This window comes from Confluentibacter flavum (assembly GCF_002843175.1).
In the GTDB taxonomy this organism is placed as follows: domain Bacteria; phylum Bacteroidota; class Bacteroidia; order Flavobacteriales; family Flavobacteriaceae; genus Confluentibacter; species Confluentibacter flavum.
This window is the reverse complement of record NZ_PJEO01000023.1, coordinates 1-16122: the sequence shown is the minus strand read 5'-3', so window position 1 is coordinate 16122 and position 16122 is coordinate 1. Positions and strand designations below refer to the sequence as shown.

The 16122-nt window shown below is 32.7% G+C and carries 17 protein-coding genes; 6 read left to right on the top strand and 11 right to left on the bottom strand.

All coding sequences use genetic code 11. From position 1 onward, the window contains the following. The 5 genes from CSW08_RS07755 to CSW08_RS07735 all read left to right on the top strand — a co-directional run. The coding region (locus CSW08_RS07755; RefSeq protein WP_162495545.1) for an HYR-like domain-containing protein at nt 1-1300 on the top strand (1300 nt) is incomplete at its 5' end. 12 nt (nt 1301-1312) lie between these two features. Beyond that, complete coding sequence (locus tag CSW08_RS07750) at nt 1313-2233, top strand: PorP/SprF family type IX secretion system membrane protein (RefSeq protein ID WP_106659339.1); 921 nt, start codon at nt 1313-1315, stop codon at nt 2231-2233. Between the two features lie 18 nt (nt 2234-2251). After that, entirely contained in the window at nt 2252-4168 is a 1917-nt protein-coding gene (locus CSW08_RS07745; protein WP_238987223.1) for an OmpA family protein, read from the top strand. Nucleotides 4169-4249: 81 nt separating this feature from the next. After that, nucleotides 4250-6166 (top strand): OmpA family protein, encoded by a 1917-nt coding sequence (locus tag CSW08_RS07740; RefSeq protein ID WP_106659337.1) that lies wholly within the window; start codon nt 4250-4252, stop codon nt 6164-6166. A 126-nt stretch (nt 6167-6292) separates the two neighbouring features. Beyond that, nucleotides 6293-6646, top strand: coding sequence for a hypothetical protein (locus tag CSW08_RS07735; RefSeq protein WP_106659336.1), 354 nt, complete (start codon nt 6293-6295; stop codon nt 6644-6646). A 274-nt stretch (nt 6647-6920) separates the two neighbouring features. Here CSW08_RS07735 and CSW08_RS07725 read toward each other — a convergent pair whose 3' ends face one another. Further along, nucleotides 6921-7415 (bottom strand): CAP domain-containing protein, encoded by a 495-nt coding sequence (locus CSW08_RS07725; RefSeq protein ID WP_106659334.1) that lies wholly within the window; start codon nt 7413-7415, stop codon nt 6921-6923. A gap of 167 nt (nt 7416-7582) precedes the next feature. Further along, nucleotides 7583-8227, bottom strand: a complete 645-nt coding sequence (gene pdxH / locus CSW08_RS07720; protein ID WP_106659333.1) for a pyridoxamine 5'-phosphate oxidase — start codon at nt 8225-8227, stop codon at nt 7583-7585. A gap of 98 nt (nt 8228-8325) precedes the next feature. Here pdxH and CSW08_RS07715 point away from each other — a divergent pair, with 98 nt between their 5' ends. Continuing rightward, nucleotides 8326-8739 (top strand): hypothetical protein, encoded by a 414-nt coding sequence (locus tag CSW08_RS07715; protein ID WP_106659332.1) that lies wholly within the window; start codon nt 8326-8328, stop codon nt 8737-8739. A 157-nt stretch (nt 8740-8896) separates the two neighbouring features. On the opposite strand, the gene CSW08_RS07710 is transcribed toward CSW08_RS07715, so the two are convergent. The 9 genes from CSW08_RS07710 to CSW08_RS18255 form a co-directional block, all read right to left on the bottom strand. Further along, nucleotides 8897-9802, bottom strand: a complete 906-nt coding sequence (locus CSW08_RS07710) for a ribonuclease Z (RefSeq protein WP_106659331.1) — start codon at nt 9800-9802, stop codon at nt 8897-8899. Between the two features lie 73 nt (nt 9803-9875). Then, nucleotides 9876-10208, bottom strand: a complete 333-nt coding sequence (locus tag CSW08_RS07705) for a ribonuclease Z (protein ID WP_106659330.1) — start codon at nt 10206-10208, stop codon at nt 9876-9878. Between the two features lie 3 nt (nt 10209-10211). Next, a complete protein-coding gene (locus CSW08_RS07700) occupies nt 10212-11141 on the bottom strand; it encodes an aspartate carbamoyltransferase catalytic subunit (protein WP_106659329.1) in 930 nt (309 codons plus the stop codon). Between the two features lie 81 nt (nt 11142-11222). Further along, nucleotides 11223-11762: a bifunctional pyr operon transcriptional regulator/uracil phosphoribosyltransferase PyrR gene (pyrR, locus tag CSW08_RS07695; RefSeq protein ID WP_100611680.1), complete on the bottom strand. Its 540-nt coding sequence runs from the start codon at nt 11760-11762 to the stop codon at nt 11223-11225. 80 nt (nt 11763-11842) lie between these two features. Further along, nucleotides 11843-12982, bottom strand: a complete 1140-nt coding sequence (locus CSW08_RS07690; protein WP_106659328.1) for a T9SS type A sorting domain-containing protein — start codon at nt 12980-12982, stop codon at nt 11843-11845. Nucleotides 12983-12986: 4 nt separating this feature from the next. Further along, nucleotides 12987-13214 carry a T9SS type A sorting domain-containing protein gene (locus tag CSW08_RS07685; protein WP_262496542.1) on the bottom strand — a complete coding sequence of 76 codons (228 nt, stop codon included), beginning with the start codon at nt 13212-13214 and terminating at the stop codon, nt 12987-12989. A gap of 185 nt (nt 13215-13399) precedes the next feature. Then, nucleotides 13400-14359, bottom strand: a complete 960-nt coding sequence (locus tag CSW08_RS07680) for a hypothetical protein (RefSeq protein ID WP_106659326.1) — start codon at nt 14357-14359, stop codon at nt 13400-13402. Between the two features lie 423 nt (nt 14360-14782). Next, on the bottom strand, nt 14783-15649 hold the full coding sequence (locus tag CSW08_RS07675; RefSeq protein WP_203226858.1) for an IS3 family transposase: 867 nt from the start codon (nt 15647-15649) through the stop codon (nt 14783-14785). Continuing rightward, nucleotides 15649-16083, bottom strand: coding sequence for a transposase (locus CSW08_RS18255; RefSeq protein WP_203226826.1), 435 nt, complete (start codon nt 16081-16083; stop codon nt 15649-15651). Before CSW08_RS18255 ends, CSW08_RS07675 begins: the two co-directional genes overlap by 1 nt. Between the last annotated feature and the right edge of the window lie 39 nt (nt 16084-16122).

The following is a 16122-nucleotide window of genomic DNA, read 5'->3' as shown; positions in this document are numbered from 1 at the left end:
CGTAGTCCCTGCCAACGCTGGCTCTACGGTGGAATGTATCGCCGATGCCGTACAGCCTGCCGCACCTGTGGTGACCGATGCCTGTGGCACCGAGATTGTCCCAGTGGTCACCGAAAACACCGATCCTACATGTGAGGGAGACAAAATCTATACCTTTACCTATACCGACTGTGCCGGTAATGAATCGGTATATACCTATACTTATAAAATTCAAGACACTATAGCTCCAGAAGCTCCAAGTGCTCCATTAGATATGACTTATGAATGCATAGAGGATGTACCAGTCGCAGGGAATTTAACGGCTGTTGATAACTGTGTTGGTGATATTACCGTTGCAGGTGTTGATACAATTGATAATTCAGACCCTTGCATGGTTATCATAACTCGTACCTGGAGTTTTACTGATACATGTAATAATACATCTACCGTAACTCAAACTATTACAGTTCAAGATACCAAAGCTCCAACAGTTGCACCATATGATAATGTATTAAATGTAAGTTGTACAGATATTCCTAACGCACCTTCATTAGAATTTGAAGACAACTGTTCTTCAAATGTTACAGTAGAGTTCAGCGAAACTAGTACCTATGATGAAAATGCTTTCCAAGATTATCAAATAGTAAGAACATGGGAAGTAACCGACGAATGTGGAAATACTGATGAATTTACACAAACAATCAATGTTACCTTAGATGAAATTGTTACGCAATTAACTGCTGAAGACAGATGTTATAAAGATGGCATCATTGATTTGGATACTTATATATCAAGTACCGGTGGCACATGGGAAATGATTCAAGGTAATCCTGATGCTACACTTACTGATAACATTTTTGATCCTACTAACCTACAATTAACCCCTGAGTTCTTACCTACAACAGATGGTATAGAATATATTTTTAGGCATACAGCTATTGTTGATGGTTGTATTAACGTTACGGAGTTATCAATTATAATTGATGCTAAATGTGATGTTCTACCTTGTGGTGCAGAAGATATTGTAATTTCTAAAGCTGTAACACCTAATGGTGATGTCCATAATGAAACTTTTGATATCATATTTGATTCAACTTGTGGCTTTAAAGCTAATGTGAAAATATTCAACCGATGGGGTGCTTTAATATATGAAAGTAGTGATTATAGAATTGGCAAAAATATGGGTGGATTTGCAGGTAGAGCTCAATCATCAGTTGGTAGTGCCAACCAAGTACCAAACGGAACTTATTACTATATAATTGTATTAGAAAATAGTGGATTAAAACCTTTTACAGGCCCCTTATATCTTGGAACCAAATAAATCAATTAACCTATGAAACGTATTAAAAAACATATATTCGCTTTAGTATTGTTTAGCTGTACGGTTGGAGTTGCCCAACAATTACCCCAATTCACACAGTATATGTACAATACTATCTCTATAAACCCCGCATACGCGGGCAGTAGAGAAGCCTTAAGCATTATTGGATTACATAGAAGCCAATGGGTTGGCTTTGATGGTGGCCCGATAACACAAACCCTTTCCATACACACACCATTAAGGAACGATAGAATTGGTTTAGGTTTATCATTTATTGAAGATGATTTAGGCCCTGAAAATTACTCATATCTATATGGTGATTTTTCATATTCCCTCCCAGTGGGTGTTGAAGGAAAATTGGCTTTTGGTATAAAAGGTGGGTTTACGCAATACAGTTTAGATGCGGATTTTAGAGAGTATGAAAGTTTCGATCCTTTCATTAGAGGAATTGAAAATCGTTGGACACCAAATATTGGTTTAGGTGTTTATTTTAGCACGAATAAATTTTATGTTGGTTTATCTGCCCCAAGGGTTTTAAATTCAAATCTTAATAAAGAACAAGGCTTTGAAGCATTGGAACGCGTAAGTTACTATGGTACTGCGGGATATGTTCTTGATTTATCGGACAAATTTAAATTTAAACCTGCTGTGATGGTAAAAGGCACGAACGGTGCACCTATGTCTTATGACTTTACTGCTAACTTTTTATTTAATGAAAAGTTTTGGTTTGGTGGATCTTATAGGTTAAATAATGAAACAGGCGCTATAGGAGGTCTTGTTGACTTCCAAATATCACGTCAGTTACGTTTAGGTTATTCCTATGAAAAACCAATTTCTGATATTTCCAGATATACTTCTGGAACACATGAGGTTTTACTTATTTATGAATTTAAATTCTTGAGTTCTAAATTGAAATCTCCAAGGTATTTCTAAAATAAAAAGGCCCTAATTATGAAATCAAAAAATTACATATTAGTTTACTTTGCTTTAATGCTAAGTTTGGTAGTATTTGCCCAAGAAGGAAAACAAAAAAAAGCGGACACACTTTTTAATAAATTTTCCTTTGTAAAAGCTGCTGAAGTGTATCAAGATCTTATTGAAAATAATTATAACAAAGATTATGCTACAAGACGTTTGGCTGACTGCTACGCCTATTTAAGAAATCCTAATCAGGCTTCTAGATATTATAAACAAGTAGTTCAGCAAGAAAATGTACCTATTGAATATTATTATAAATATTCTCAGGCTTTAAGAGGAATAAAGGAATATGATGAATCTAGAATCTGGCTAGAACGCTTCAAAGATTCAGGAGGTATTACCAATACAAATGATTTTGATAAGGACATTGATTTCATCACGAATGTTTTCAATGCGAAACCTCAATATTTTATAAATAAATTAAATATTAATACAAAGTTTAGTGATTTTGGTGCTATTGAACATGACGGAAAAATATATTTCACATCTTCAAGAGATGAGGGTGTATCCATACAGCGATTATATGGGTGGAACGAACAGCCTTTTTTAGATGTTTATGTTACTAGTAAAGACTCAAAAAAACAAGTTGACCACACGTCTAAACTTAAAGGTGATGTTAATTCAATTTACCATGATGGCCCTGTTACTATTACGAAAGATGGGAGAAACATGTATTTCTCAAGGAACAATGCCAATAATTTAGGTAAAGAGTATGACAAAAAAGGCATAAGCAACGTTAAAATTTACAGAGCTACCTTTAAAGATAGCATTTGGACCGACATAGAAGATTTATCAATAAACAATAAAGAATATTCAACACAACACCCTGCATTAAGTCCAGATAATAAAAAATTATATTTTACTTCTGATATGCCTGGTGGCTATGGAGGATCTGACATTTATGTTGTTGATATTAATGCCGACGGAACCCTCGGGACCCCTAAAAACTTAGGCAATGTCGTCAATACAAAAAATACAGAAGGAACGCCTTTTGTTAATAATGAAGGCTCCTTGTTCTTTGCCTCTGATGGGCATATGGGCATAGGCTTATTGGATATTTTTGGGACTATTCTAGATGAAAATGGAGATATTACAAGTGTTATAAATCTTGGGGTACCTATTAATTCCAATAAAGATGACTTTTCATTTACTATGAATACTGATGGCTTAACTGGTTACTTTTCTTCCAACAGACAAGGAGGCACAGGTGATGATGATATTTACAGTTATAACCGAGTACTTTTGCTAAGTGTAAAAGGAACTGTTACAGATGCCATTAATACAAATCCAATACCTAATGCTGTTGTAACATTATATGATGACAAGGAAAATAAAATAGCAGACATACTCACTGATGAAGATGGAAACTACGAAATAAACATAGATGCTAACAAAGATTATAAAGTTGTTGCCAGTCATGTTAAATATATAGATGATTATAGAGTATTCACCTCTAAAAACCTTAGAGCATTAGAATCTGTGATCACTGCGAATTTAATTTTAAATCCAGTACAAAATGTGGTGAAATTAGCTGAGTTAAACACGATTTACTTCGACTTTGATACACATTACATACGTCCGGATGCCGCTTTAGAACTTGATAAAATTGTTAATTTAATGAAAAACGATTACCCAGAAATGGTAATACGTATAGAATCCCATACCGATTCCAGAGGTGAATTATCATATAATGATAAACTCTCCATAGATAGAGCAAATTCAACTTATGAATATTTAGTGTCTAAAGGCATTGATGCTTCTAGAATTACCGAACATCAAGGTTTTGGTGAACGTAGATTAACCAACGGCTGTGAAGATGGTGAAACGTGTGAAGAAACCGATCATCAATTAAATAGACGTACTGATTTTATTGTTGTTAAAATGGAATAAGTTATTACAGGCAGCAATATAAAAATGATGTAAACAAAATGTCTTATTAAACATGTTGTTTTTAATTAAAATAAGACCCCTATGAAATTAAAAAATTACATATTAATTTGCCTTGTATTAATTATCAGCATGCACTCATTTGCTCAATCTGGTCTGCAAAAGAAAGCGGATAATTTATATAACAAATTTTCATTTTATAATGCTATTGAAGTTTATGAAGAATTAATAAATAAAAATTACAATTCAGATTATAACACAAGACAATTAGCAGACTGCTATGCATATCAAAGAAATCCAGAAATCGCTGTTATTTATTACAAAAAAGTAGTTGAACAACCCAATGTTCCTATAGAATATTATTATAAATATAGTGAAGCTTTAAGAGGAGTTAAAGATTATGATGAGTCCCGCATTTGGATGAAAAAATTTAAAGATGCTGGTGGTATTTTAAATGACAAAAAATTATCTGAAGACGCCGATTTTATAACATCTGTATTTAATGCTAAACAACAGTATTTTTTCTCTGAAGTAAAGTTTAATTCCAAACAAAGTGATTTTGGAGCTTATGAGCGTGATGGTAATGTGTATTTTGCTTCTTCTGCGGATGAAGGCGTTTCAACAAAACACGTGTACGGTTGGAACAATCAACCTTTTTTAGACGTGTATGTAACTGCAAAAGATAGCGATACCATTATTCACCACAAATCGAAAATTAAAGGAAAAATCAATTCCAATTACCATGATGGGCCATTAACGATATCAAAAGATGGTAAAACCATGTATTTTTCTAGAACTAATTTCATTGGAAATGAATTAAAGAAAGACATAAATGGTTTAAGTAATCTAAAAATATATAAAGCGACGCTCATTGATGACTCTTGGGAAAACATTGAAGAACTTAGTATTAATAATGATACTTATTCTGTTGGGCATCCAGCCTTAAATTCCGATGGCAGTAAATTATATTTTGCCTCAGACATGCCCGGAGGTTTTGGAGGAACAGACATTTATTATGCAGATATAAATGCTGATGGTTCTTTAGGAACTCCAAAAAACCTTGGGAATACAGTCAATACCAATAAAAATGAAGTGTTTCCTTTTGTTAATAATGAAAATGTGCTTTTCTTTTCTTCTGATGGCCATTTAGGACTTGGCCTTTTGGATATTTTCGCAACAGTCTCAGATAAAGATAACGCCATTGCTAGCGTTTTAAATTTAGGTGTTCCCGTTAATTCCAATAAAGATGATTTTTCATTTTTTATGAATGAAGACGGATTAACCGGATATATAGCGTCAAACCGAGATGGTGGCGTTGGCGATGATGATATTTATGCCTATTATAAATTGCCCGAACTTAAGGTAGAAGGCACCGTCACCGATTCATCTACTGGAAATCCTGTGGCAAATGCTACAGTCAGTTTATTAGACGCCAATAGCAACGAACTTGCCAAAGTAACAACTGATGAAAATGGCCATTATGATATTTATATAGACAGGGATGCCGATTATTACCTAAAAGTTAACAACGATAATTACATGGACATCACAATCCCAGTAACATCTAAAGGCATTGGGGATAATGTTACCAGCATTACAAAAGATATTACATTAAATCCTATAGAGAAAGAACTTCCTATTAAAGAGTTAAATACGATTTATTTTGATTTTGATAAATATGATATTAATAAGGATAGCTCCATAGAATTGGATAAAATTGTAGATATGATGATGAATCAATATCCTACCATGTCCATCAAAATTGAATCGCATACCGATTCAAGAGGTCCAGAACCCTATAACAATAAATTATCCCAAGAGCGAGCAAAATCAACCTACGATTATTTAATATCAAAAGGTGTTGAAGCCTCAAGAATTATCGAATTCAAAGGTTATGGCGAGCTCAAATTAACCAATAACTGTGACGGAACGGTAGCTTGTTCCGAAGCACAACATCAATTAAACAGGCGCACGCAGTTTATCGTTATCCAAAATAAATAAGCCAAAATTCAATAATAATTAGTGTTTAAAAACCCGTTAGCAAAACCAATTGCTTATGGGTTTTGTTTATATTTGATTGAGGGGTGTTATTATCCTTAAGTTGTACACTATATTAGAAAACCGTATATGATTATAACAATTCTACTTGTAATTATTATTGCTCCGTTAGTCATTCAAAAAATAAAGTGGAAAGAAGATGAAGAGAAAATTGAGGAAGCCTATACTGAAACTAGTATCAAATATATTATTTCAATTTTTTTCTCGATTGTCGCATCAACAGTAATCGCATTAAAAGCGAATATACCAGCTAGTTCTGGGCACGGCGGATTTATTTATATAATCGGACCTGGCTTTTTAGGAATTCTAGTTTTGATAGCTTATTTGGTATGTTTGTCCACATTTCCAGAGAAGAAAGTAATAATTGGAATAACTGCCATTTTGATTAACCTAAGTATAGGAATATGGTTCATGTTTAGTTAATTCTAACAATACAGTGAACAACACAGTGTCTAAAAAATTGCTAGTTTTAGCTAAAACAAAGTTGGTTGCGCGTTTGCTGGCTTCCAATTTTCCTTCGAGAAATCCTAGCTCACAAAAACACAGCTTTACATAAAAACGCATTAAAAACAAAAAATCCTCCCATTCCTGAGAGGATTTATTACCTAAAGCTAAATTCAATAACAATTAAGTTATTATATAACCTGTTATAAATAAAAGGTTATGCTTTTAAATCGATACGATGAGTATTTAGATTTTATCTTTTTATGAATATATTGGTATAATACCACTTATTATCGGATCCTTTTTCTGCCGAAATATCAAAGTTGGTAAAATCACCTTCTATATTAGTTTTGTGACTCTCACTAGTTAACCAAGCGTTTACTAACGATTGTGCAGATGTAAAACCATAAGCGACATTTTCAGAAACTTTTGTAGCTCCTGCTTTTTGTTTTAAAAAGGCACTTCTTTCAAAAAAATAATCATGGGATATTTTTAGATTCTCAGCCATATAATCGGCGTGATTAAACGTTTGTGACTTTATAAGATCCATATTATGTAGCGGGTTTAGGCCCACTGACAATCTATGGTTATTAATAAGTTCTAGAATTTCTAATTCAAATGGTGTTGGTGTAGGAACAACAAGATTAGCCGTTAGGTATTCAGCTTTGTCATCGATGCTGTCTGTTGAACAAGAAAAGGACAACACAGCTAACAATGCCACGAGTGGCAGCTTAGTTAATAACTTCATAGGTTAAGTAAATTTAGATTTGGTACTATAAATTTAGTGCCCCAACCCTGAAGCGAATGTTAATGAAATGTTAAAATCGATTAAAAACATGCATTATATCGTTTTTAAATGCATTTAATCGTTGAAATGCAATTTTAACTCCTATATAAATGTATTTGAGCGTTTTTTTAGGGAGATAATCGATTAATCAACCAATTGTAATCGTCTTGAAGTGTGTATCTAATTCTATCGTGAAGTCTGTTGGGCCTACCTTGCCAAAATTCAATTTCAACAGGTTTTACAATATAGCCACCCCAATTTTTTGGCCGTGGTATTTCCTTGCCATCAAAATCTTTTTCAAGTTTTTTTAATTGTTGTTCCAGTATGTCTTTACTTTCTACGACTTGACTCTGATTAGACACCAAAGCACCTAATTGACTACCTCGAGGTCTAGATTCAAAATAACCATCGCTTAAGTTTTCTGCGATTTTTTCCGCTTTACCTTTAATAATTATTTGGCGTTCGGCACCTTGCCAAAAAAAAGACAAACAAACATTTGGGTTTGTAGCAATGGCCTTTCCTTTTTCACTTTCATAATTGGTGTAAAAGATAAAACCTTCATAGGTATATTTTTTAAGTAGTACTACCCTACTTTTCGGATAACCATCTAAACCAATTGTAGAAATGGTCATGGCATTGGTTTCACCCGCAAATAATGCATCCGCTTCATGAAACCACTTTATAAACAATTCCATGGGATTTTCTGGCACATTGCTTTCTAGCAATTCATGTTTTTCATAAGATTTTCGGTAATTGCTTAAATCGTTGTCCATAGTATACAAAATAACAAAAAATTACATTTAAATTCTAAACTTTAAATTTTTATAACAATAAAAAACTTACTAATTTCACGCATTTCAAGAACCTGCTTATGAAATTTGAAGAATCTAAGTATTTTAACACTTTAAAAACACATAAACTTACCATGTCCTTTGGAGAGTTTTATTTCTGTGAAAAATTTTTTGTAGCTGAAGTCCATGAAGGCATTCATTTTGATTGGGATATGATAAAAAAAGTAATGGATAAATTGGTTGAATTTCATGGACAAGGTATTAAACTAGGTTATATCTCTAATAGGATAAATCCGTATTCTGTAGACCCGCAATCTTGGATTAAAGTGGATGCGGAATATAACATTATTATTGCCAGTGCTATTGTCTATTATAACAATATCGCTTTTATGAATGCTACACTTGAAAAAAAGTTTTATAAAAAAAGCATTAAAAGGTGTCTTTCTTTAGACGAGGCTGTTGATTGGATACTAAATATTAAAGAACTCAACTAAGAAACAGTTTAAGTTTTGTTTATTGATGCTTTTTTGAATTATTTTTAGGTCAGATGAGGCGGATTTTTTTTAATAGCAGAGCTATTAGAAAAAAATTCAACGAAATATGGGTCAAAAAGAAACAAAAAATGACTTTTAGATAAAATTTAAACAGTTTCTAAAACTCAAAGACTTTTCCATCTTCGCACAATTCAACATTATCAAATATTTCTTTTGCTTCTTCCTTGAAAGCATTTAAACCATCGTAACGCGTTGAATAGTGTCCTAACAACAAAACGCCTGCATTAGCTTTTTTAGCGATTCTAGCGGCTTCTTTTGCGGTGGAATGCTTCGTTTTAGGCGCTAAATTGGCATGCTTTTCTAAAAAAGTAGATTCGTGATACAGCACATCAACCTTATCTATTATTGGTACTATATCTTCTTTATAGGTGGTGTCACTACAAAAGGCATAACTTTTTGGCTTGGCACCCGGCATGGTTACGGTATTGTTTTTTACGAGATCTCCATCTTCATTCAACACATCAAAACCTTGCTTCAATTTTCTGAAATACGCTAAATTGATATGGGCATCTTCAACAGCATTGATATCCAATTTTCGCTCGCCTTCTTTTTCTTTAAAAAGAAAACCATTGGTGTATATTCGATGATCTAAAGGAATAGTATATACTTCAACGCTTTCATCTTCAAAAATCAACTCTGAGTTATGTGATTTTAGTTCATGAAAAATCAAATTATAGTTAGTCCAGGAATCGGCTAACTTCATTTGAAGCGTTACTATTTCTTTAATACCTTCTGGACCATAAATATGCAAATCCGCTTCCCTGGTGAGTAATCTGAAGGTAGAAATCAAGCCGACTAATCCAAAAAAATGATCGCCGTGTAAATGGGAAATAAATACATGCTTAATGCGATTGAATTTTATTTTATGCTTTCTTAAATGAATCTGGGTGCCTTCACCACAGTCTATTAGAAACATGTGGTTGTTTATTTCCAATACTTGGGATGTCGTATTTGTAAGAGCTCTTGGGGTGGCACTGTAACAACCTAATATGGTTAACTTCATTTTTGTGAGTTGTTAAGTTGTTGAGTTGTTAAGCCGCGTCAACTAAACGACAATCAACTAAACAACAAACTATTTAAAAATCTAAATCGCGTTCCATTTCTTCCATCTCAATAATATCGTAGGCTTCTTGTACGGTTGGCACCACTACAAGTTCTTCTGGAACCATATCTAAATCGATTTTATCGGACACAATCACAAACGAATGTTTTGTGGCTCTGTGGTTATTAGATAGTTCTAGGAACTCAAGAATGTCTTGAATGTTTAATTTATGGAGTGTTGACAGACTAACAATAATATTATCATTCTTAAATTTTGGGTATAAGCTTTGGATTTTCTTAACCAACTCTACAATAGTCGCTTTTTCTTGTGTAATTATTGAAATATTTCCGTCTTGATCTAAAATCATAATTCACTGTTTAATTTTCGAAGCTAATAAATATATTACGGCCATCCTAATGGCTACGCCATTTTGAACCTGATTTAAAATAATGGATTGCTTTGAGTCTGCCACATCACTGGTAATCTCCACCCCTCTGTTTATGGGGCCTGGGTGCATGATAACAATCTCTTTATCCAAAGCATCCAAAAGGTCTTTATTCACTCCGTATTGTTGGGTATATTCTCTAGTTGAAGGAAAATAATTGATATCCATACGTTCGTTTTGTACACGTAACATATTTGCTACATCACACCAATTCAATGCTTTAATTAGATTTGTTTCAACCTTTACTCCAAGTTTATCAATATATTTAGGTATTAATGTTTTAGGTCCACAAACCATCACTTGAGCGCCTTGAAGCTGCAAAGCAAATATGTTTGATAAAGCGACTCTGCTATGCAAAATATCGCCTACTATCACCACCTTTTTGCCTTTTACTTCGCCGAGGGATTCTCTAATGGAATACGAATCCAATAGCGCTTGTGTGGGGTGTTCATGCGCACCATCCCCTGCATTTATAATACTAGCTTTAACATGCTTTGATAAAAATACCCCAGCACCCGGATTGGGATGGCGCATGACTACCATATCCACTTTCATGGAAAGGATGTTATTTACGGTATCTATAAGTGTTTCTCCTTTTTTGACCGAAGATTGCGATGATGAAAAATTAAGCACATCGGCAGATAATCGTTTTTCGGCTAATTCAAAAGATAATTTGGTTCTGGTGGAGTTTTCAAAAAACAGGTTTGCAATGGTAATATCTCTTAGCGAGGGCACTTTTTTAATGGGTCGGTTAATCACTTCCTTAAAATGATCAGCGGTTTCAAAAATAAGTTGAATATCTTCTTTGTTAAGATATTTAATTCCTAATAAGTGGTTAACACTTAATTCGCTCATTTTTTAAGTTTAAAAGTTTAAAAGTTTAAAGTTATAATGTACTTTGCCCAATTTAAACTCATTATTAATTTTCATTTCCTTTTATTTTTCAATTAAATACACGGAGTCTTCGTTTTCATTTTCCAACCAATGTACTTTTACTTTTTCGTTGTTAATGACATCTACTTGTCTGCCCCTATAATCGGGTTGAATGGGTAAATGTCTACTAAAGCGTCTGTCTATCAATGTTAATAGCTCTATTTCTTTGGGTCTTCCGAATGATTGTATGGCTGTAAGTGCCGACCGAATGCTTCTGCCGGTATACAACACATCATCAATAAAAACCACGTTTTTATCTTCTACTATAAAATTAATTTCTGTTTTATTGGCTTCTAAGGGTTTGTCTCCTCTTCTAAAATCATCTCTATAAAACGTAATATCTAAATGGCCTAGCTGGATATTTTTAACTTTATAGTCCTCTCGCAATATTTTTGCGATCCTATTTGCTAAAAAAATACCTCTAGGCTGTAAACCAATTAAAACGGTATTAGAGAAATCATTATGTTTTTCAATAAGTTGACAAGCCAATCGGTGAAGAATGATGTTTACCTCTTTTGCGTTAAGTAAAACTTTTTGACTCATATGGTGTCCAAACGTATCTGGGGTACAAATGTAGTGTAAAAAATTAAATAGTGAAATATTAAATTATGTTTACTAAAAGTCTAATGTTTAATGAACCTATGATATTCATTTCTTGACCCTGACTTAATTTTAATAAAATAAACTCCTTGAGATAGATTTTCTGTAGAAATCTTAACGGTTTGTCTGATTTTTTCAAAAGAAACGTTTTCAATAGCTATTCCTGTAACATTATAAATTGTAACTGAATCAAGGTCGTCTTTTGAATTAATGAAGATACTTTCGTTCGCTGGATTTGGATATACAATAATTCTATTGAATTTTTTATCTGCTAACGATAATGTTACATTAAACTCCAGATAATCTGCCACACCACTACCATCTATATCATCATCAGTAGGGTCTCCATTATTATTGTAATCTTCATTTATCGTTAGAATTCCATCGCCATCATCATCTGCATCTTCATAATTTTTTAAACCATCTTTATCCGTATCATCGTCATCATATAATAAATTTTTATTGGAATCTTCAGCTAAATCAGGTATTCCATCCAAATCTGTGTCAGTTGTACAACTAACAAGATTAACATTCAATAAATCATCAATAAGAAACTCATCAGTTGATGTATTTTTTATTTTTCGATAAAAAGTTTGAGATGATGTTAATGTATATATTGGACTGACTTGATTTGTTTCATTTACAGCATCATTCTCGGTTAAATAATACGTTGTCTCAATTTCATTGTCTTGACTTCCACAAAATGTGATTGTTGGAAAACTATAACCATCATATTTACATCTTAAATTGTTTAAATAAATAATTTCACTACCATTTCCATCAACATCACAAGCATCAAAATAACAAGGGGATATACCAGGCGGTGGGCCACCATCAGAAACAGCCGAATCAATGACACATTCTTCTATTGCGAAATCGTTATTTAAATTACTATCTACACGGACATATATAGTTTGGGGATTTGAAACGGGTTCATAAAAACGCTCTAAAGCATTACTTTCATTTTGCGCATCTATTAAAGAAGCGTAATAGAACACTGAAACATTTAATTGATGGCCAATTACTATTGGATTTACAAAATGCAAATCGGCACAACTAGCCCCCAAAACCTTAGAATCATTTATTGAAGGGTATACAATAACTTGGGCAATACTATTTAAAGGAAATAGAAACACAATTAAAATAAATGCTGCATTTTTCATTTCTTTAGTTTTTTATGAATTTCAAAGTAGCCGTTTCTGCAGTGTTGGTATTAACAGTTACAAAATATAGTCCTTTACTAGCATTGCCAATGCCAAAGGTTACAGCGTCTGAAAAATTAAAGGTAGTATTATAAATTTTTTGACCCATACTATTAACAATAGAAATATTAATTTCTTCAAATACTTGCCCAAACTTTAAGACCATGTTTCCTTGACAGTTGGGTTTGGGTATAAAACCAATACATTTTCAAAATTTCCTTTTTTAATATTTAGGCTATTATCACTTTCATTATGTAAAATTTTCTCATTTAAAAATAGTTTACATTTTATAAAAACAAGTTTACTGAATATTTGACCAATAGGGTTTTTATATTACAATACTAAGGTATTACCTTAGTATATAGCTTAAACAAAAAATTAATCCAACGCCTTATTAATTGTTTTAAAATCCTTTTCATCTATTTTCTTGTCTTTAAAGCTTGGCCTCCCGACAAAAATAATTTCGCTAGTTTCTGCATCAAATATGGCATTATAATATATGGCGTTTAAAGCAGTTCCGCGTATTTCATCGGGATACCTTCTAAACATTCCATTATCATGAGTACTACCATCTATTATGGCACCTTGTGTAGATCTTATTATTGGTCTCGGGACTATCATTATTTTTCTAAAAAATATGGTACTTGTATCCCTTTCCGTAAGAGCTTTATCTATTATGTCCTTATCTACAATTTTATAGTTATGACCATACAGATTGGTTATTTCTTCTTCTAAATCTTCGTTAATATCATTTTTATCCAAGAGTAAGGTTTTGTCCCTTATTGCTGACGAGGAAATATGAGTATACAAACTAATGTTTTGTTTTTTTAAATCTTTTTTATCTAAATTGACTGTATTATTTAAATCATTATGTAATTGTGTTATATAAAAGAAAATATCACCATAAGTATATGGATCATCAATACTATAAATAGAGACATAATGTGGGGATACTCTTTTGTCGGTGAATCCAACTATAAAACTATGGGCAGGGGCATTACCTACATCATTAAAAGTAATAAAATCTAAATAAGCATACTCATGGATTTTAGTTTCGTCTTCCAATAAAGCATCATAAGCATCTTGTGAAATAAATTCAACTGACGGTGAAAATTTCCAAATGGCATTAACGGCTTTTTTGAGATACTCGTTAAAATTACCGTTTGCTAATTTACTGCCATCACTGGCCAATACCACTAACAAGGGCTTTTCTTTTAGAAGCTTTACATCGTCAATTTTATTGTTTTGTACCCCCATTTGCGAATAGCCAAATAGAAAAATAAAATGGACCACCACTAAAATAGCTTTTTTCAAAAATTTGTTTAAAGTTGTTTTCATTTCTTTTTTTATACTAAGAAAACAAATATAAGAAATCACTTATATTATAAGTTGATTTAACTTTAAATTATTGAAAAATTTAAATTAAAAATTCTATGAAAGGCTACATTTTTATTTTTTTGCTTAAAAGAGTAAATTTTAAACAATGAATTGATTCCAAAACAATTTATGATGTTATTTTAAATTAGAAAAATTCAACTAACAAAAAGTATTATTATGCATAATTTAAATGTGCATCATATTAACAAAAGCCATACTTAATTTTATTTAAATACGGCTTTTTTTTATTCTATATAAAATGTTACTATGCTTGGAAGTCACAGACTTTGAAGAGTAGCCTGTTTTGCATAATATTTATATTTCCAACTCATGCCTGACTAGTCCTAAAAAATCGATACAGGTTATTAGACAAAAATAGATTAATTAAACAGCATCAAAAACGTTTTTGATGCTGTATTTAGTTTTATAGGTTTTCATTTTAAGTTTGTTTTGCTGGTGCATTAGATTTGGAGTCAGCATATGATTTGATAAATGCGGTCTTTTTTCATTATAAATCGCTACTGTTTCTTTAATTATTTGCTTCATAATTGGTAAGTCTTTGTTGTATTTGTCAATATTGAATTCCTGCTTTAAGATGCCGTTTATTCTTTCTGCCACAGCATTTTCGTAGGGATCAGAGTTTTGGGTCATACTTGGGTTTATTTTGTGCTTACTGAGTTCTTTTTGATATTCATTGGCGCAATATTGCAATCCTCTGTCAGAATGGTGTATCAACGGTAATCCCGTGTTTCCTCTCTGCTTAACAGCTAGTTTCAAAGCTACCAAACTGCTTTCTGTATTTAAATTATCAGACACATTATAGCCCACTATTTTCTTTGAATAAGCATCAGTTATCAAACTTAAATAACAAGGTTTCTCTCGTTTTCCGATATAAGTGATGTCCGACACCCAAACCTGTTCTGGCCTGGTTATTTGTAAATCCAGTAGTTGGTTTTTGTACTTTCTAAAGCGATGGTGTGAGTTTGTGGTTATGTGGTACGAACGCTTTGGAACGATCAATAAGTGGTTGGCCCTTAGTATATCAATAAATTTATCCCTTCCTATTTTCAATGTTTTTAAATCTTGATTTAGTAAATAGTACAACTTTTTGGCTCCTAACCTTGGCATTTGTGTTCTGATTTCTAAAACCATTTTCACAACCAATGCTGCCTTGTCCTGCTTGATAATGCGACGTTTTATACTTCGATAATAAACCTGTCTGTCTACCCCGAACAAAGTACAGGCAAACATTACTGTTTGTTTTTCTTGTTCTTTAAAATGGTCGATTGTTCGGGTGACGAGTTTTTTCGGATGTCAATTTGATATTCTTTTTCGGCAATATCAATCATCATATCGAATATGATGGCCTTCTTATCGGCAACGAAAGCTTGCTGTTCTAAAAATGCTTTTTGCTTTTCAAGTAGCTTGACCTTTGCTTCCAGTTCCATTATTTTTTGTTCAGGGGATTTTGGCATATTGGAGGGCGTTTTGTTTTCCCAATCAAAGCTACCAAATTTTCTTAACCATTCAACTATTGTTGAACGTGCCTGGATCCCATATTTGCGGCAAGCTTCATGAGTTGACAACTTGCCATGTTCAATTTCCTGAACTACTTGTAGTTTAAAAGACATTGTGTAGTCTTTCTGTGTACGCTTTACATAGCGGTTTTCTTGGTGGTTTTCCATAAGGATACTTTTTGTGTATCGCTATTTCAGGACAAGACA